We start from the raw sequence: 17,793 nt of genomic DNA, 5'->3' as shown, positions 1-17,793 counted from the left end.
ACGCTGCGAAGTGCGCGGGAGACGTGGGCGGCCGACCATCCGTCCTCGGCTCCCGATCGCGCGGCGGGACGGCGGACCCGGCACAGTCCACGACGGAACAAGACTACGAGCGGAGCCCGCCATCCCCACAGGTGGCCGGCCCGCAGCCCTGGGGGCGGTGGCGTGACCGTGACAGAAATTCAGCAGGACAACCACAACACCGGTGGCACTGTGAGCAGCCAGCGCAGAGTCCTGGTGGTGGAGGACGAGCCCACGATCGCCGAGTCGATCGCCGCCCGGCTGGGCGCCGAGGGCTTCAAGGTCGCCGTGGCCCACGACGGCCCCGGCGCGGTCGACGGCTTCCACACCTGGCAGCCGGACCTGGTGGTCCTCGACATCATGCTGCCCGGCTTCGACGGGCTGGAGGTGTGCCGCCGGATCCAGGCCCAGCGCCCGGTGCCGGTGCTGATGCTGACCGCCCGCGACGACGAGACGGACCTGCTGGTCGGCCTCGGCGTGGGCGCGGACGACTACATGACCAAGCCGTTCTCGATGCGCGAACTGGCCGCCCGCGTCAACGTCCTGCTGCGCCGCGTCGAGCGCGCCCAGCAGGCCGCCCGCACGCCCGCGCTGGGCAGCCTGCGGTTCGGCGAGCTGGAGATCGACCACGTGCAGCGCCGGGTCCGGCTGGCCTCGGGCGACGTCCACCTGACGCCGACCGAGTTCGACCTGCTCGCCTGCCTGGCCGCCCAGCCGCGCGCCGTGCTCACCCGCGAGCAGCTGCTGGCCGAGGTCTGGGACTGGACCGACGCGTCCGGCACCCGCACGGTGGACAGCCACGTCAAGGCGCTGCGCCGGAAGATCGGCGCCAGCTGGATCCGCACCGTCCACGGTGTCGGCTACGCCCTGGAGGCCCCGCTCTCCTGACGGCATTGACCGGGCGACGGGCCACCGGGGGGCCCGTGTCCGGACGACGCCGTGCCACCACGCGGGGGGACGACGCGGGGACCACAGGGGACAATGACCTTTCCACAGCAACGCAACGGGGAATCCGACGGCACGCGGCAGCAGAACCTGGCCGCCCGCGCCGCCCGCCGGGTCTGGGCCGACATCCGGCCGCTCGATCCGGTCCGCTCGATCAAGGGCAAACTCACCCTGCTCGTGATCGTCTCCGTGTTCCTGGCCACCGGGATGGTGGTCGTGGCGATCCGGTCCGAGACCCAGATCCGGATCATCATGGTCTTCTCCATGATCGCCTCGCTGCTCTTCATGCAGTTCCTCGCGCACGGGCTCACCGCCCCCCTGCGCGAGATGACGGCCGCCGCCCGCGCGATGGCCTCCGGGGACTACACCCGCCGGGTCGAGGCGGGCTCGCGCGACGAGATCGGCGAGCTGGCGGCCGCCTTCAACGCCATGGCCGCCGACCTCCAGGCCGCCGACCGGCACCGCCGCGAGCTGGTCGCCAACGTCTCGCACGAACTGCGCACGCCGATCGCCGCGCTGCGCGCCGTCCTGGAGAACGTGGTGGACGGCGTCGTCCAGCCCAATCCGGCCACCCTGGGAGCGGCGCTGGAGCAGACCGAGCGGCTCGGCCGGCTGGTCACCCACCTGCTCGACCTCTCCAAGATCGACGACGGCGTGGTCGCCCTGGACGCCCGCCCCTTCGAGGTGCGCGAGTTCCTGGACGGCGTGCTGCGCGGGGTCACCGTGGACGGCGCCACGGCCGGCGGCGCCTTCTCCCGGCGCGGGGACGTCCGGCTGGCCCTGGAGGTCAGCCCCACCGGCCTGACCGGCGTGGCGGACCCGGAACGGCTCCACCAGGTCGTCGCCAACCTGGTCGACAACGCCTGCAAGCACTCCCCGCCCGGCGGCACCGTGACGGTGCGGGCGAGACCGGAGGGCGAGGAGGGCGGCCTGCTGCTGGAGGTCGAGGACGAGGGCCCCGGCATCCCGCCGGCCGACCGCACCCGGGTCTTCGACCGGTTCAGCCGCAGCGGCACCGCGACCGCCGCCGGACCGGGGGCGGACGGCGGTACCGGCCTGGGTCTGGCCATCGCCCGCTGGGCGGTGGACCTGCACGGCGGGCGGATCGCGGTGGCCGAGTCCCCGCGCGGCTGCCGGATCGAGGTCCGGCTGCCCGGACCGCGCCCAGGTGACGGTCGGGACATTTGTCACAGATCCGACACAGAGGCATACGAAGATCGTTAGAGGATTCGACCGAGTTTTTGTCCGGTTTGGTCCTGGTATGCCCACTGATCGGCACCGATCGGTTCCCCTCAGATGCGGCTTTCTAACGCACTTTTTCAGCCAAAGTGCAGGTCAGCACTGTGATCTGGGCGACGCCTGGGCCCCGGGGACTGCGCGATCACTGGTCAGGGGCGTAGCCTTAATCCCCGCTGTCCAAACATCCCAAAAGGAAGCGGAAGAGGGCGGTTGCCGCCGTGTCGCCACAGTCCCCTGAAACCCCCAACAGCTCGGCAAGCTCCACTGGCTTCGGCCCCAATGAGTGGCTCGTCGACGAGATCTACCAGCAGTACCTCCAGGACCCGAACTCGGTCGACCGAGCCTGGTGGGACTTTTTCGCCGACTACAAGCCCGGTACCGAGGTGACCCCAGTGACCCAGGCCGCGACCCAGGCCGGCTCCGCGCCGACCCCTGCCGCTGCCCCCGCGCCCGCTGCTGCTCCGGCCGCGCCCGCCGCGGCTGCTGCTCCGGCCGCGCCCGCCGCCGCCCCGGCTGCTCCGGCCGCCCCGGCCCCGGCCGCCGCTCCGGCTCCGCTCGCCGCCGCGCCCGCCGCGCCCCCGGCTCCCAAGGCCGCCGCCCCGGCGCCGGCCGCGGCCGCCGCCACCGCCGGCCCCGAGCTGATCCAGCTGCGCGGCCCGGCGAAGGCCGTCGCCACCAACATGGACGCCTCGCTGGAGGTGCCGACCGCGACCTCGGTCCGCGCCGTGCCGGCGAAGCTGTTGATCGACAACCGCATCGTCATCAACAACCACCTGCAGCGCGCCCGCGGCGGCAAGGTCTCGTTCACCCACCTGATCGGCTACGCCCTGGTCCAGGCCATCAAGGCCGCCCCGGGCATGAACTACAGCTACAAGGTGGAGAACGGCAAGGCCTTCCTGGTCAAGCCGGAGCACGTCAACCTCGGTCTGGCCATCGACCTGGTCAAGCCGAACGGCGACCGCCAGCTGGTCGTCGCGGCCATCAAGAAGGCCGAGACGCTCGACTTCTTCGGCTTCTGGCAGGCCTACGAGGACATCGTCCGCCGGGCCCGCGCCAACAAGCTGACCATGGACGACTTCACCGGCGTCACGGTCTCGCTGACCAACCCCGGCGGCATCGGCACCGTGCACTCCGTGCCGCGCCTGATGCAGAACCAGGGCACCATCGTCGGCGTCGGCGCCATGGAGTACCCGGCCGAGTTCCAGGGCTCCGCCCCGGAGACCCTGTCCCGCCTGGGCGTCTCCAAGATCATGACGCTGACCTCGACCTACGACCACCGCGTCATCCAGGGCGCGGCGTCCGGCGAGTTCCTGCGCGAGATCCACCGCCTGCTGCTCGGCGAGAACGGCTTCTACGACGAGATCTTCGAGTCGCTGCGGATCCCGTACGAGCCGGTCCGCTGGGCGACCGACGTCGCCACCACCCACGACGACGAGGTCAACAAGACCGCCCGCGTCATGGAGCTGATCCACTCCTACCGGGTCCGCGGCCACCTGATGGCCGACACCGACCCGCTGGAGTACAAGCAGCGCAAGCACCCCGACCTGGACGTCACCACCCACGGCCTCACCCTGTGGGACCTGGAGCGCGAGTTCGCGGTCGGCGGTTTCGGCAGCCAGAAGATGATGAAGCTCCGCGACATCCTCGGCCTGCTGCGCAACACCTACTGCCGCACCGTCGGCATCGAGTACATGCACATCCAGGACCCGAAGCAGCGCAAGTGGCTGCAGGAGCGCCTGGAGAAGCCGTACGCGAAGCCCGAGCGCGAGGAGCAGCTGCGGATCCTTCGCCGGCTGAACTCGGCCGAGGCCTTCGAGACCTTCCTGCAGACCAAGTACGTCGGGCAGAAGCGCTTCTCGCTGGAGGGCGGTGAGTCGCTGATCGCGCTGCTGGACGCGACCATCGACGCCGCCGCCGAACACCGCCTCGACGAGGCCGTCATCGGCATGGCCCACCGCGGCCGCCTGAACGTGCTCGCCAACATCGTCGGCAAGCCGTACGGCAAGATCTTCGGTGAGTTCGAGGGCAACCTCGACCCGAAGTCGATGCACGGCTCCGGTGACGTCAAGTACCACCTGGGCTCCGAGGGCACCTTCACCGGCCTGGACGGCGAGACCATCAAGGTCTCGCTCGCCGCGAACCCCTCCCACCTGGAGACGGTCGACCCGGTCGTCGAGGGCATCGCCCGCGCCAAGCAGGACATCCTGGACCAGGGCGGCACCACCTTCCCGGTGCTGCCGATCCAGATCCACGGCGACGCGGCCTTCGCCGGCCAGGGCGTCGTCGCGGAGACCCTGAACATGTCGCAGCTGCGCGGCTACCGCACCGGCGGCACCGTGCACGTCGTGGTGAACAACCAGGTCGGCTTCACCGCCGCCCCGGCGTCCTCGCGCTCCTCGATGTACTGCACCGACGTGGCGCGCATGATCGAGGCCCCGATCTTCCACGTGAACGGCGACGACCCGGAGGCCGTGGTCCGCGTCGCGCGGCTCGCCTTCGAGTTCCGCCAGGAGTTCCACAAGGACGTGGTGATCGACCTCATCTGCTACCGCCGCCGCGGTCACAACGAGGCCGACAACCCGTCGTTCACCCAGCCGCTGATGTACGACCTGATCGACAAGAAGCGCTCGGTGCGCAAGCTGTACACCGAGGGCCTGATCGGTCGCGGCGACATCACCATGGAAGAGGCGGAGCAGGCGCTCCAGGACTTCCAGGGCCAGCTGGAGAAGGTCTTCGCCGAGGTCCGCGACGCGGCCCAGGCCCCGGCCGACACCACCACGGGCAAGCCGGTCGCCGACTTCCCGGTCTCCATCCGGACCGGCATCTCCCAGGAGATGGTCAAGCGGATCGCCGCCTCCCAGGTCAACCACCCGGACTGGCTGACCGTCCACCCGCGCCTGCTGCCGCAGCTGCAGCGCCGCGCCGGCTCGGTCGAGGACAACACCATCGACTGGGCGATGGGCGAGACCCTCGCCATCGGCTCGCTGCTGATGGAGGGCCACCCGGTCCGCCTGGCCGGCCAGGACAGCCGCCGCGGCACCTTCGGCCAGCGGCACGCCGTCCTGATCGACCGCAAGACCGGCGAGGACTACACCCCGCTGCAGTACCTCACCGAGGACCAGGCCCGCTACACCGTCTACGACAGCCTGCTGTCGGAGTACGCGGCCATGGGCTTCGAGTACGGCTACTCGCTGACCCGCCCGAACGCGCTGGTCATGTGGGAGGCGCAGTTCGGCGACTTCGTCAACGGCGCGCAGACCGTGGTGGACGAGTACATCGCCTCCGCCGAGCAGAAGTGGGGCCAGCACTCCGGCGTCACCCTGCTGCTGCCGCACGGCTACGAGGGCCAGGGCCCGGACCACTCGTCCGCCCGCCCGGAGCGCTTCCTCCAGCTGTGCGCGCAGAACAACATGACGGTCGCCATGCCGACCCTGCCGTCGAACTACTTCCACCTGCTGCGCTGGCAGGCGCACAACCCGCACCACAAGCCGCTGGTCGTCTTCACCCCGAAGTCGATGCTGCGTCTGAAGGCCGCGGCGAGTGCGACCGAGGAGTTCCTGTCCGGCTCGTTCCGCCCGGTCATCGGCGACTCCACCGTCGACCCGGCGCAGGTCCGCAAGGTGGTCATCACCGCCGGCAAGTTCTACTACGACCTGGCGGCCGCCCGCACCGAGCGCGGCGTCACCGACACCGCGATCGTCCGGGTCGAGCGGCTCTACCCGCTGCCGGTGGCCGAGCTCCAGGAGGAGCTGGCCCGCTACGGCGACAACGTCCAGTTCGTCTGGGCGCAGGAGGAGCCGGCCAACCAGGGCGCCTGGCCGTTCATCGCGATGAACCTGGTGGACCACCTCCAGGTCGTCATCGGCCGCACCGGCGGCGACGCCCGGCTGCGCCGGGTCGCCCGCACGGCGGCCTCGTCCCCGGCGGTCGGCTCGGCCAAGCGGCACGCCGCCGAGCAGCAGGCACTGGTCGAGGAGGTCTTCGCGCTCTGACGCGCCGAAGCCCCGCGGTCCGAACGCCCGTGGCCCCGTCCTCCCCATCGGGAGGGCGGGGCCACGGGCGTCGGTGCCCGCCGCCCGTTCGGTTCCAGCTCTGCAACCAATCCGGAACCGCCGTGCGCGGACTCCTGACGGATCGATAGGTTATGGCTCGCCGTCCGGCGACCAGGCGCCCGTCCACGCGCCCGGCCGCCGCGGCCGTACCGCCTCACCGCTCTCCCAGGGGGATCACCGCATGACCGCCGACACGCCTCGGGACGCCGGAAAACTTCCTCCGGTCTTCCAGCCGCTCCTCCCGGACGACCCCCGGGAGGTCGGCGGCTACCGGCTGTTCGCCCGGCTGGGCGCCGGCGGCATGGGCCGGGTCTACCTCTCCTACACCCCGGGCGGGCGCCCGGTGGCACTCAAGGTGGTGCGCCCGGAGTTCGCCGAGGACGGCGAGTTCCGCCGCCGCTTCGCCCAGGAGGTCAGCAGCGCCCAGCGCATCCACGGGCTCTACACCGCGCAGGTGATCGACTCCGGCGGCCTGGACGGCGACGCCCCCTGGCTGGTCACCGCGTACGTCCCGGGCCCGTCCCTGCAGCAGGTGGTGCGCGAGAACGGCGCCCTGCCGGTGCGCACCGTGCTGCTGCTGATGGGCGGCATCGCCGAGGCCCTCCAGGCGATCCACAGCGTCGAGGTGGTCCACCGCGACCTCAAGCCCGCCAATGTGCTGGTCGCCGGGGACGGCCCGCGGGTGATCGACTTCGGCATCGCCCGGGCCGCCGACGCCACCGCGCTGACCGGCACCGGCTACCGGATCGGCTCCCCCGCCTTCATGTCCCCCGAGCAGGCCCAGGGCCGCCCGGTCACCCCGGCCACCGACGTCTTCGCGCTCGGCGCCCTGGCCGCGTACGTGGCCGGCGGCACCGCGCCGTTCGGCGACGGCCCGGACACCGCGGTGCTCTACCGGGTGGTGCACGAGGAGGCGGACCTCACCGCCGTCCCGGCGGACCTGCGCGAACTGATCCAGCGCTGCCTGGCGAAGTCCCCGGAGGACCGCCCCACGCCCGCCGAGATCATCCAGGCCGCCCGCAACCACCCGGAGGTCGGCGGCCAGCTGCGGTTCGGCGACGACTGGCTGCCGCGCGAGGTCAGCACCGAGATCACCCGCCGCTCGGACCTCCCCAGGACCCCGCCGACCCCGCTGCCGGCCGCACCCGCCACCCCGCCGACCCCGCTGCCCGCGATGCCGGCCGTTCCCCCGCCGCCCGCCGGCGCGCCGGCCCACCCGGCCACCGCGGCCCACCCGCCGCAGCAGCCGGCGACGCCCCCGTCCGGCTTCGCGCCGCCGCCGGTCGGCTCGTACGGCGCCCCGCAGCCGCCCACCGAGTCGCCGACCGCACCGGTGCTGCCCACCCCGCCGACCGTCGGGTTCCACCAGCCGGAGCCGCCGTCCCACGACACCCCGCCGCCCGGCCCGGCGGTGACCGCCGCCCCGGAGCCCGCGCCCGGGCGCAAGGGCGGGGTGTCCTGGAAGGTGCTGCTCACCGTCGCCCTGGTGATGGCGGTCGGCGGCACCGCGGGCGGCGTGGTGCTGATGAAGAAGCTGGACGACGGCAAGGGGTCGGCGGCCGGGCCGGCCCCCGAGGTCACCGTCACCAGGACCTCCGACCCGCTGCCGCCCGCGACCACCCCGGCGGCCCCCCAGAGCCAGAAGCCGAGCGCGGCCCCGACCACCCCCACGCCCACGCAGCCGTCCGCCCCCACGGCCTCCGGGACCCCGCTGCCCGGCGGCGCCTACGTCGCGGTCTACACCGACCGGGAGCTCGGCTCGCCCGGCCACGACTACGGCTTCGAACTCGCGGCCGGCAAGGTGGGCCCGTCCGGAGGCTCGGCCACCTTCATGGACCCGGACAGCTCCGGCCCCCGGGTGGACACCGACTTCGACCGGTTCATCAGCCGGGACGGCTCGCTCACCCCCGAGCAGTGCTCCTCGGCCATCGACCAGAACCCCACCGCCAAGCTCACCTGGGCGGACGTCCCGCCGGGGCGGGTGTTCTGCGTGCGCAACCGCAAGGACCGCAGCGTCGCGATCGTCAAGATGATCAGCCACGAGACGGGCACCGACGCGGTCCGCATCGCGCTGAGCTACTACCGCTACAACGGCTGATCGGCCCCGGACTATCCTGACCAGGTCAATCCCCATCGGACCGGAGCGAACCGTGTACTTCACCGACCGAGGCATCGAGGAACTGGAGAACCGGCGCGGCGAGGAGGAGGTCACCCTGGGGTGGCTGGCCGAGCAGCTGCGCGCGTTCGTCGACCTCAACCCGGACTTCGAGGTCCCGGTCGAGCGGCTGGCCACCTGGCTGGCGCGGCTCGACGACGAGGACGACGAGTGACCCGGTGACGGCCGCCGCGAGGCCCGGGAGGCAACCGCCTCCCGGGCCTCGCGCGTGTTCGGGTACGGAGCCCCGCCGTCCCCGTAGGGGAGGTCTCGGGGACGGATCGGGGTCGGGATCGGGGTCCGGCACGCTTGACTCTGCCAGCACGCGATATATCGTCTTTAAAAGAGAACGCGATACATCGCGATCCGCGACGGGAGGCGGCAGAGATGAGCCAGTGGACGGTCGAGGACACCGAGAGGATCACCTTCGACGAGTCGGTGCGCACGCTGCACGTGCGGACCATCGAGGGCACGGTGAACGTGGTCGCGGCCGAGGGCCCGGCCCGCCTGGAGGTCACCGAGCTGGTCGGCGACCCCCTGCACGTGACCCTGGTGGACGGCGTCCTGACGGTCACCTACAAGGACATCAACAGCTGGGGCGAGTTCGGCGACTGGCTGAAGTCGGTCGGCTCGGTGAAGAACTTCTTCGGCTCCTTCAAGCGCAAGCGGATCGCCGGCGTGACCGTGACCGTCCCGGCCGACGTCGAGGTCAAGGTCGGCACCGTGTCGGCGCACGCCACCGTCAGCGGCGTCAGCGGGCACGTCTCGGTGCAGAGCGCCAACGGCGACACCACCCTCGCCGGGGTTACCGGCCGGATCGAGGCCAGCACCGTCACCGGCGACGTGGACGCCCAGGCGGTCGGCGGCCGGCTCAAGGTCAACACCGTCTCCGGGCAGCTCACCGTGATCGCCGGCACCGCCGACCGGATCCAGGCCAACACCGTCACCGGGGCCGTCACCCTGGACCTCGACGTGGCGGGTGAGACCGACGTCAAGGTCAACACCGTCAGCGGCGCGGTCGTGGTCCGGATCCCCTCGCTGGCCGACGCCACCGTCGAGGCCGGCTCCACCAGCGGCGACGTCTCCAGCACCTTCGAGGAACTCCAGATGAGCAGCACCTGGGGCGCCAAGAAGATCTCCGGCCGGCTCGGCGAGGGCCGCGGCAGCCTCCACGTCACCACCGTCTCCGGCGCGGTCACCGTGCTGCGCCGCCCCGACTCGGAGGAGGAGGGCCCGGTGGTGGTCAAGGAGCTCCCGGCCGGCCCCGGCACCCCGAACCTCACCAAGGAGGCCTGAGATGACCCCGGTGTTCGGCCACGGCCGGCTCCGCCTCTACCTGCTGAAGCTGCTGGACGAGGCCCCGCGGCACGGCTACGAGGTCATCCGGCTGCTGGAGGAGCGGTTCCAGGGCCTGTACGCCCCTTCGGCCGGGACGGTCTACCCGCGGCTGGCCAAGCTGGAGCAGGAGGGCCTGGTCGCCCACAGCACCGAGGGCGGCCGCAAGGTGTACCGGCTGACCGACGCCGGACGCGCCGAACTCGAAGCCCGTCAGGTCGAGTTGGAGGAGCTGGAGGTGGAGATCCACGACTCCGTGGCCCAGCTCGCCGGGGCGATCCGCGAGGACGTCCGGGACAGCGCCAAGGACCTGCGCGAGGAGCTGTGGAACGCCGCGAAGCAGGCGCCCCGGCCGGAGCGCACCGAGGGCGGGGACCCGTGGGCCGGGCCCTGGGGGGACAACGAGTCCTGGCAGCGCGCCAAGGAGGAGTTCGCCCAGTTCAAGCAGCAGGCCAAGGAGCAGGCCAAGCGCGCCCGGGAGCAGGAGAAGGCCGCCAAGGCCAAGGCGAAGGCCGCCGAGGCGGAGGCCCGCCGGCTGCGCGAGCAGGCCAAGGCCTCCCGCACCGCCGCGCAGCAGGAGGCGCTGCGGATCAAGCGGCGGGTCGAGCAGCAGGTGCGCGAGCACGCCGCGAAGGGCGACTGGCCGACCGGGCTGGCCGAGGGCCTCTCGGAGCTGACCAAGGGCCTGGCCGGGCTGGCCGACGCGGCCCGCTGGGGCCACGGTGCGCAGGAGGAGCCCGCCGGGTCCGCCGAGCGGATCACCGTGTCCCGGATCGACCTGGACAAGGACGGGCCCGCCGCGGACGCCGCGGCCGACCTGCCGCCGTGGGCCCGCACCGACCCGGCCGGGGACCCGGCCCGCGAGCTGGAGCGGCTGCTCGACCGCTTCCGCGACCAGGTCCGCGACGCGGCCCGGGACGGCGGGGTGAGCGCGGACAAGCTGGCCGAGGCCCGTACGGTGCTGGGCGCCGCGGGCGAGCGGCTGAAGCGGCTGCTCGGCTGAGCCGGCGGTCCGGAGGGTGACGGCCCGGTGCCCCCGTTCGGGGGCGCCGGGCCGCCGCGGCGTCAGGGGGTGAGGACGATCTTCCCGAAGACGTCGCCCCCGGCCAGCCGGGCGAAGCCGTCCCGGGCCTCGGCCAGCGGCAGCACCGAGTCGATCACCGGCCGGACGCCGGTGTTGGCGCAGAACGCGAGCAGCCCGGCCAGCTCCTCCTTGGTGCCCATGGTCGAGCCGACCACCTTGAGTTCCAGGAAGAAGATCCGGTTCAGCTCGGTGGAGCTCGGGTTGGGGCCGGAGGTGGCGCCGGAGATGACCACGGTGCCGCCCGGGCGCAGCGACTTCACCGAGTGCGACCAGGTCGCGGCGCCGACCGTCTCCAGCACCGCGTCCACCCGCTCGGGCAGCCGGGCGCCGCTCTCGAAGGCCGCGTCGGCACCGAGCTCCACCGCCCGGGCGCGCTTGGCCTCGTCCCGTCCGGTGACCCAGACCCGCAGGCCGGCCGCCTTGCCGAGGACGATCAGCGCGGTCGCCACTCCGCCGCCCGCGCCCTGCACCAGGACGGTGTCCCCGGGCTTGACCCCGGCGTTGGTGAACAGCATCCGGTAGGCCGTCAGCCAGGCGGTGGGCAGGCAGGCGGCCTCTTCGAAGCTCAGCCCGGCGGGCTTGGGCAGCAGGTTCCAGGTGGGCACCGCGACCCGCTGGGCGAAGGTGCCCTGGTAGCGCTCGGTCAGGATGGAGCGCGGCTCGTCCGGGCCGACCCCGTGGCCGCTCTGGCCGATCACCGAGTGCAGGACCACCTCGTTGCCGTGCTCGTCGACGCCGGCGGCGTCGCAGCCGAGGATCATCGGCAGCTTCTCGGCGGGCAGGCCGACCCCGCGCAGCGACCACAGGTCGTGGTGGTTGAGGCTGGCGGCCCGGACCGTGACCACGCTCCACCCGGGACGGGCCTGCGGCTCGGGGAGGTCGCCCAGTTCCAGCCCGCTCAGCGGGTCGGCGGCGTCGATACGTGCGGCGTAGGCAGCGAACATGCCCCGGACGATAGCCGCGACGGCCGGGGCCGGGAACCACGCGGAGGTGTGACGCGTGTCCCGGCCCCGGGCCGTTCGGCGGATGTCCGGTCGGATCGTCAGATCCGTGCCACGCCCTCCGCCCGGGCGGCCTCGGCGACGGCCTTGGTGACCGCCGGCGCGACGCGCTCGTCGAACGGCGAGGGGATGACCTTCTGCGGCGTCAGCTCGTCGGCCACGACGCCGGCCAGCGCCTTGGCGGCGGCGAGCTTCATGCCCTCGGTGATCCGGGAGGCACGGACCTGGAGGGCGCCCGCGAAGATGCCCGGGAAGGCCAGCACGTTGTTGATCTGGTTCGGGAAGTCGCTGCGGCCGGTGGCGACCACGGCGGCGTACTTGTGCGCGACCTCGGGGTGGATCTCCGGAGTGGGGTTGGCCATCGCGAAGACGAACGCGCCCTCGGCCATGGTCGCGACGACCTCCTCCGGCACGGTCCCGCCGGAGACGCCGATGAACACGTCGGCGCCGGCCAGCGCGTCGGCCAGCGAGCCCTTGAGGCCGGTGCGGTTGGTCCGCCCGGCGATCTCGGCCTTGACGTCGGTGAGGTCGCCGCGGCCCTCGTGGACGACGCCCTTGCGGTCGCAGACCGCCACGTCGCCGATGCCGGCCGCGACCAGCATCTTGGCGATGGCGATGCCAGCCGCGCCGGCACCGGAGATGACGGCCCGCAGCGAGCCGATCTCACGGCCGGTCACCTTGGCGGCGTTCCACAGGGCGGCGGTGGTGACGATCGCGGTGCCGTGCTGGTCGTCGTGGAAGACCGGGATGTCCAGGGCCTCCTGGAGCCGGCGCTCGATCTCGAAGCAGCGGGGCGCGGAGATGTCCTCCAGGTTGACGCCGCCGAACGAGGGCGCCAGCCGGACCACGGTCTCGACGATCTCGTCGACTCCGGTGCAGGCGAGCGCGATCGGCACCGCGTCCACGCCGCCGAACTGCTTGAACAGGATCGCCTTGCCCTCCATCACGGGCAGCGAGGCCTGCGGGCCGATGTCGCCGAGGCCCAGCACCGCGGTGCCGTCGGTGACCACCGCGACGGTGTTGGCCTTCCAGGTGTAGTCGTTGACCAGCTCCGGCTGCTCGGCGATGGCCGTGCAGACCCGGGCGACACCGGGGGTGTAGGCGAGGGACAGGTCGTCCGCGTCGCGCACCGGGACGGTCGCCCGGATCTCCATCTTGCCGCCGCGGTGGAGCGCGAAAACCGCGTCGACCGGATCGTCGGTGTCCTGGGTGCTGCTGATGATCTCCGCTGCCACGATGACCTCTTCGTCATTGATCTGGCGAGGACGCGCGGCCGACGGGCAGGACGACCCGGCCGGAAACCGGAAACCGGGTACGCCGAAGCGGACCCGGGGTCAGGGTCGGGGCGCTGCCGTCGGGCGGCGCCCTCGGATGAGGGTTTTATGGGGTCTTGTGTTGTCCGCGTTGTGCTTTCCGGGCCGAGCGTAGGTCGGAGAAAGGCATCGCACCTATGCCTTTTCGTCCTCGTCACGTGCGGTTCATCGCCGTGCCGTCGCGTCACAGGGCCCGGCGTCGGAAGCGCCGGGCACCGGCGGCGGCAACGGCATGAGCGCACGCGCACCCGCAGGAGTGAACGCAGATCCGAAGGGGAGTCGGCGCCCCGGATACGGAGCCGCGTGAGGACTTCCGTTCCCGGGCACCCCGAGCCTGTCGGGGCTCGTCGGTCTGGTTCGAGCGTTCGGGGGTCACCCGGTAACGAATTCTGACACACCCGCCGCCGGGCCCGGCAGGCCGGGATGGCAGGATCGCTTGTCCGCCATTTCGCGTACACCCGCGCGACACCGTGGCGGCCGCTCGTCCCTCCCACAGGAGCCTCCCTCATGCTTCACGTCCGCCATGCCCGTCGTCCGATACCGGCGGCCGCCGCCCTGGCCACCGCCGGCGCCCTGCTGCTGACCGGCTGCGGCGGCGGGCAGGCCGCCTCGGACGACCCGGTCAAGGACCTCCGCGGCAAGCTGCCGAACGCCCAGCGGACGGCCGGGGCGCTGCGGGTCGGCATGGACGTCAACTACGCCCCGGTGGAGTACCGCGGCCCGGACGGCAAGCCGGCCGGCCTCGACCCGGAGCTCGCCGCCGCCCTGGGCCGGATCCTCGACGTGCGGGTCGAGTTCGTCGACACCCCCTTCGACAAGCTGGTGCCGAACCTCCAGGCCAAGCAGTACGACGTGGCGATGTCGGCACTCAGCGACACCCGCCAGCGCCGCGACGCCCTGGACGAGAACGGCAAGCAGACCGGCCCCGGCGTGGACTTCGTGGACTACTTCATCGCCGGCACCTCGATCGTCGTCCCGAAGGGCAACCCCAAGGGGATCAAGGGCCTGGACGACCTGTGCGGCAGGACCGTCTCGCTCCAGCAGGGCACCACCCAGGACGAGATCGTCACCCGCCAGGTGGCCGTCTGCGCCCGGGCCGGCCGCCCGCTGACCCCCCACAAGCTGGACACCGACGCCAAGGCGCTGGCCGAGGTCGCCTCCGGCGCCGCCGCGGCCGGCCTGAACGACTTCCCGGTGGCCGCCTACGCGGCGAAGACCACCGACGGCGGCGGCCGCTTCGAGGTGACCGGCGGGCAGTCCACCTCCAACCCGTACGGGATCGCGGTGCGCAAGGACGACGGGCAGCTGCGCGACGTGCTGGCCAAGGCGATCGACCAGCTGATCCGCAGCGGCGAGTACGACAAGATCCTGGCCAAGTGGAACGTGAGCGCCGGCGCGGCGCAGAACGCGGTGGTCAACGGGGGCATCTGATCCGGCGGGGGTCGGGCGCCGGGTGCGGCACGGACCGGTCTGCATACGTATGCGCAGGGTGACAGGGGCACGGAATAAGTCCGAATAGCGGACAGTGCGACCCCTCGTTATCCGATTTTGATCTGGATGAGGGCCACCTGACTGTCATCAGATGGCAGGATTCCCCCCATCTCGGATCGAGCCGGCCACTGGTCGAGGCCGTCCGGTCAACGTCCACCTCGGCGGAGGGTGGCGGAAGCAGTACCGCGTACGACCCCGGGCGGCTCCCCCCGCGCCCGGGCAACTGCACGACCCGGCCTGCACGTACGACGACGTACGGCGACACGCACCCGTACCGAGCCGCGCGGCTCGCCGGTCCGGTGCGCCGCTCCCGCGGCGCGCTCCGCCCGACCTCTCTCCCCCAGGATGGAGATCCCCCTCATGACCACCCGTACCCAGCGCAGCCGGCTCCTCGCAGCCGGTGTGGTCGCCGCGTCGGTCTCCCTCGTGCTGACCGGTTGCAGCAGCAGCAAGAGCGACGGCGGCGGCGCCCCCAACGCCTCCGCCACCGTCAACGAGGTCAAGGCCGACCCCAAGCTGGCCTCGCTCGTCCCGGAGGACGTCAAGTCCGCCGGCAAGATCGTCGTGGGCGCGGACGCCTCGTACGCCCCGGACGAGTTCAAGGACGACAGCGGCAAGATCATCGGCATGGACGTCGACCTGGCCAACGCCATCGCCGCCAAGCTCGGGCTGAAGGCCGAGGTCCAGGACTCCGGCTTCACCGCGATCATCCCCGGCATCCAGTCGAACAAGTTCCAGCTCGGCATGTCGTCCTTCACGGACAACAAGGAGCGCGAGCAGATCGTCGACATGGTCACCTACTTCAACTCCGGCAGCGCCGTCGCGGTGAAGAAGGGCAACCCGGAGAAGGTCGACCCGAAGGACCTCTGCGGCAAGAAGATCGCCGTCCAGACCGGCACCACCCAGGCCGACGAGATCAAGGACACCCGCGACCCGGACTGCGCCAAGGCCGGCAAGCCGGGCATCCCGAACGGGGGCGACAAGTTCGACCTCCAGACGGACGTCACCAACGCCGTGGTGTCCGGGCGCGACCAGGCGATGATGGCCGACTCCCAGGTGATCGACTACGCGATCAAGCAGTCCGGCGGCCAGCTGGAGAAGGTCGGCGAGACCTACGGCACGGCCCCCTACGGTGTCGCCCTGGCCAAGGGCTCCAAGCTGACCCCGGCCGTTCAGGGCGCCGTCCAGTCGCTGATCGACGACGGCACCTACAAGCAGATCCTCACCAAGTGGGGCGTCGAGGCCGGCGCCATCTCCACGTCGGCCGTCAACGGTGCCGTCAGCTGACCCTCGTACGCTCCATCTTCTCCCCCGAGGCCACACCGTGAACTCTTTGGACAAGGGGACGGCGGAGAAGGGGCGGCCTGACATCATCAAGGCCGTCCCCGTCCGCCACCCCGGACGCTGGGCGGGCGCCGTCGTCATCGCCCTGCTCGCGGCGATGCTGCTGAGCGCCCTCCTCACCAACCCCGCTTTCAAGTGGGACATCGTCGGTCAGTACCTGTTCCACGACAGCATCATGCACGGCCTGCTGGTGACGCTGGAACTGACCGTGCTCGCCATGCTCATGGGTGTGGTCGGCGGCATCATCCTCGCGGTGATGCGCCTGTCCCCGAACCCGCTGCTGGCCGGCGTCGCGTGGGTCTACATCTGGATCTTCCGCGGCACCCCGGTGCTGGTGCAGCTGGTGTTCTGGAACTTCCTCGGCCTGATCTGGGCCAAGCTGTCGATCGGCGTCCCGTGGGGGCCCGAGTTCTGGTCCGAGCAGACCAACGTGCTGATCCCGACCTTCGTCGCCGCACTGCTGGGCCTCGGCCTCAACGAGGCCGCCTACATGGCGGAGATCGTCCGCGGCGGCATCCAGTCGGTGGACGAGGGCCAGAGCGAGGCCGCGCACGCGCTCGGCATGAGCCGGTTCCAGACCATGCGCCGGATCGTCCTGCCGCAGGCCATGCGGGTGATCATCCCGCCGACCGGCAACGAGACCATCTCGATGCTCAAGACCACCTCGCTGGTCTCCGTGATCTCCCTGGAGGAGATCTTCCGGGCCGGCCAGGTCATCTACTCCCGGAACTACCAGAACATCCCGCTGCTGATCGTGGTCAGCCTCTGGTACCTGTTCTTCACCTCGGTGCTGACCATCGGCCAGTACTACATCGAGCGCCACTACGCCCGAGGCTCCAACCGCACCCTCCCGCCCACCCCGCTGCAGCGACTGCGGGGCCTGTTCGCCGGGAAGCCCGCCCCGAGGACGACCGCCGACGTCGTCCCGGGGATCGAGGGAGGTGGTCACGTATGACCGATCTGACCAAGACCCCCGCCGACGCCGCGGCCACGGCCGAGCCCATGGTCCGCGCCGAGAACGTGCACAAGTCCTACGGCCCGGTCGAGGTGCTCAAGGGCATCGACCTGGAGGTGGCGAAGGGCGAGGTGTTCTGCCTGATCGGCCCCTCCGGCTCCGGCAAGTCGACCTTCCTGCGGTGCATCAACCACCTGGAGAAGATCAACGGCGGCCGCCTCTGGGTGGACGGCGAGCTGGTCGGCTACCAGCAGAAGGGCGACCGGCTGTACGAGCTCAAGGACCGCGAGGTCGCCCTCAAGCGGCGCGACATCGGCATGGTCTTCCAGCGCTTCAACCTGTTCCCGCACATGACCGCCGTCGAGAACGTCATGGAGGCGCCGGTCCAGGTCAAGGGCGAGAGCAGGGCCGACGCCCGCGAGCGCGGCATGGCCCTGCTGGAGCGGGTCGGCCTCGCCGACAAGGCGAAGAACTACCCCTCGCAGCTCTCCGGCGGCCAGCAGCAGCGCGTGGCGATCGCCCGCGCGCTGGCCATGAAGCCCAAGCTGATGCTCTTCGACGAGCCGACCTCCGCGCTCGACCCGGAGCTGGTCGGCGACGTCCTGGACGTCATGCGCGGCCTCGCCGAGGAGGGCATGACCATGGTGGTCGTCACCCACGAGATGGGTTTCGCCCGCGAGGTCGGCGACGCGCTGGTGTTCATGGACGGCGGTGTGGTGGTCGAGTCCGGCAACCCCCGCGAGGTGCTCACCAACCCCCAGCACGAGCGCACCAGGGCCTTCCTGTCCAAGGTGCTCTGAGCCCGTACCGTCGGGGGCCCGCCGGCCCCACCAGCCCGGCGCCCCCCCCCCCCCCCCCCGC

Annotated in this window: 13 protein-coding genes; 11 read left to right on the top strand and 2 right to left on the bottom strand. The window is 71.8% G+C overall.

Translation table 11 applies throughout. The features are described 5' to 3' along the window. The first annotated feature begins 168 nt into the window (after positions 1 to 168). From ACFVUY_RS14480 to ACFVUY_RS14450, 7 genes are all read left to right on the top strand, one after another. Positions 169 to 906 (top strand): response regulator transcription factor, encoded by a 738-nt coding sequence (locus ACFVUY_RS14480; protein WP_030057574.1) that lies wholly within the window; start codon positions 169 to 171, stop codon positions 904 to 906. A gap of 93 nt (positions 907 to 999) precedes the next feature. Next, the gene (locus tag ACFVUY_RS14475; protein ID WP_387729924.1) at positions 1,000 to 2,187 is read left to right on the top strand and encodes a sensor histidine kinase; all 1,188 of its coding nucleotides are present in this window, start codon (positions 1,000 to 1,002) and stop codon (positions 2,185 to 2,187) included. 233 nt (positions 2,188 to 2,420) lie between these two features. Next, positions 2,421 to 6,194: a multifunctional oxoglutarate decarboxylase/oxoglutarate dehydrogenase thiamine pyrophosphate-binding subunit/dihydrolipoyllysine-residue succinyltransferase subunit gene (locus ACFVUY_RS14470; RefSeq protein WP_387729922.1), complete on the top strand. Its 3,774-nt coding sequence runs from the start codon at positions 2,421 to 2,423 to the stop codon at positions 6,192 to 6,194. A gap of 241 nt (positions 6,195 to 6,435) precedes the next feature. After that, positions 6,436 to 8,352 (top strand): protein kinase, encoded by a 1,917-nt coding sequence (locus tag ACFVUY_RS14465; RefSeq protein ID WP_387729919.1) that lies wholly within the window; start codon positions 6,436 to 6,438, stop codon positions 8,350 to 8,352. A 52-nt stretch (positions 8,353 to 8,404) separates the two neighbouring features. Continuing rightward, positions 8,405 to 8,584: a DUF6104 family protein gene (locus tag ACFVUY_RS14460; protein WP_387695218.1), complete on the top strand. Its 180-nt coding sequence runs from the start codon at positions 8,405 to 8,407 to the stop codon at positions 8,582 to 8,584. A gap of 212 nt (positions 8,585 to 8,796) precedes the next feature. Then, on the top strand, positions 8,797 to 9,705 hold the full coding sequence (locus ACFVUY_RS14455; protein WP_359904481.1) for a DUF4097 family beta strand repeat-containing protein: 909 nt from the start codon (positions 8,797 to 8,799) through the stop codon (positions 9,703 to 9,705). Between the two features lies 1 nt (position 9,706). After that, positions 9,707 to 10,747, top strand: coding sequence for a PadR family transcriptional regulator (locus ACFVUY_RS14450; protein ID WP_380550089.1), 1,041 nt, complete (start codon positions 9,707 to 9,709; stop codon positions 10,745 to 10,747). A gap of 62 nt (positions 10,748 to 10,809) precedes the next feature. Here the strand turns inward: ACFVUY_RS14450 and ACFVUY_RS14445 are convergent, their stop codons facing one another. Beyond that, positions 10,810 to 11,772, bottom strand: a complete 963-nt coding sequence (locus tag ACFVUY_RS14445) for a zinc-binding dehydrogenase (RefSeq protein WP_387695216.1) — start codon at positions 11,770 to 11,772, stop codon at positions 10,810 to 10,812. 98 nt (positions 11,773 to 11,870) lie between these two features. Beyond that, positions 11,871 to 13,064 (bottom strand): NADP-dependent malic enzyme, encoded by a 1,194-nt coding sequence (locus ACFVUY_RS14440; protein ID WP_380358323.1) that lies wholly within the window; start codon positions 13,062 to 13,064, stop codon positions 11,871 to 11,873. A gap of 585 nt (positions 13,065 to 13,649) precedes the next feature. Between ACFVUY_RS14440 and ACFVUY_RS14435 the strand changes: the two genes are divergently transcribed. The 4 genes from ACFVUY_RS14435 to ACFVUY_RS14420 all read left to right on the top strand — a co-directional run bounded on the left by ACFVUY_RS14435 (position 13,650) and on the right by ACFVUY_RS14420 (position 17,732). After that, positions 13,650 to 14,573 (top strand): ABC transporter substrate-binding protein, encoded by a 924-nt coding sequence (locus tag ACFVUY_RS14435; protein ID WP_387695215.1) that lies wholly within the window; start codon positions 13,650 to 13,652, stop codon positions 14,571 to 14,573. Between the two features lie 420 nt (positions 14,574 to 14,993). Then, positions 14,994 to 15,920 (top strand): ABC transporter substrate-binding protein, encoded by a 927-nt coding sequence (locus ACFVUY_RS14430; RefSeq protein ID WP_359904494.1) that lies wholly within the window; start codon positions 14,994 to 14,996, stop codon positions 15,918 to 15,920. Positions 15,921 to 15,957: 37 nt separating this feature from the next. Then, the gene (locus tag ACFVUY_RS14425; protein ID WP_380550074.1) at positions 15,958 to 16,932 is read left to right on the top strand and encodes an amino acid ABC transporter permease; all 975 of its coding nucleotides are present in this window, start codon (positions 15,958 to 15,960) and stop codon (positions 16,930 to 16,932) included. Further along, the gene (locus ACFVUY_RS14420; RefSeq protein WP_387729915.1) at positions 16,929 to 17,732 is read left to right on the top strand and encodes an amino acid ABC transporter ATP-binding protein; all 804 of its coding nucleotides are present in this window, start codon (positions 16,929 to 16,931) and stop codon (positions 17,730 to 17,732) included. The genes ACFVUY_RS14425 and ACFVUY_RS14420 overlap by 4 nt, the downstream gene beginning before the upstream one ends. Positions 17,733 to 17,793 lie beyond the last annotated feature (61 nt).

The sequence above is a fragment of the Kitasatospora sp. NPDC058063 genome (assembly GCF_042885395.1).
GTDB classification, from domain to species: Bacteria; Actinomycetota; Actinomycetes; order Streptomycetales; family Streptomycetaceae; genus Kitasatospora; species Kitasatospora lactacystinica.
This window is presented reverse-complemented; position numbering and strand designations above follow the sequence as displayed.

Coding starts and splice junctions, on each gene's coding strand:
- ACFVUY_RS14475 (WP_387729924.1), top strand. CDS start 1,000: ATGACCTTTCCACAGCAACGCAACGGGGAATCCGACGGCACGCGGCAG.
- ACFVUY_RS14465 (WP_387729919.1), top strand. CDS start 6,436: ATGACCGCCGACACGCCTCGGGACGCCGGAAAACTTCCTCCGGTCTTC.
- ACFVUY_RS14455 (WP_359904481.1), top strand. CDS start 8,797: ATGAGCCAGTGGACGGTCGAGGACACCGAGAGGATCACCTTCGACGAG.
- ACFVUY_RS14450 (WP_380550089.1), top strand. CDS start 9,707: ATGACCCCGGTGTTCGGCCACGGCCGGCTCCGCCTCTACCTGCTGAAG.
- ACFVUY_RS14445 (WP_387695216.1), bottom strand. CDS start 11,772: ATGTTCGCTGCCTACGCCGCACGTATCGACGCCGCCGACCCGCTGAGC.
- ACFVUY_RS14435 (WP_387695215.1), top strand. CDS start 13,650: ATGCTTCACGTCCGCCATGCCCGTCGTCCGATACCGGCGGCCGCCGCC.
- ACFVUY_RS14430 (WP_359904494.1), top strand. CDS start 14,994: ATGACCACCCGTACCCAGCGCAGCCGGCTCCTCGCAGCCGGTGTGGTC.
- ACFVUY_RS14420 (WP_387729915.1), top strand. CDS start 16,929: ATGACCGATCTGACCAAGACCCCCGCCGACGCCGCGGCCACGGCCGAG.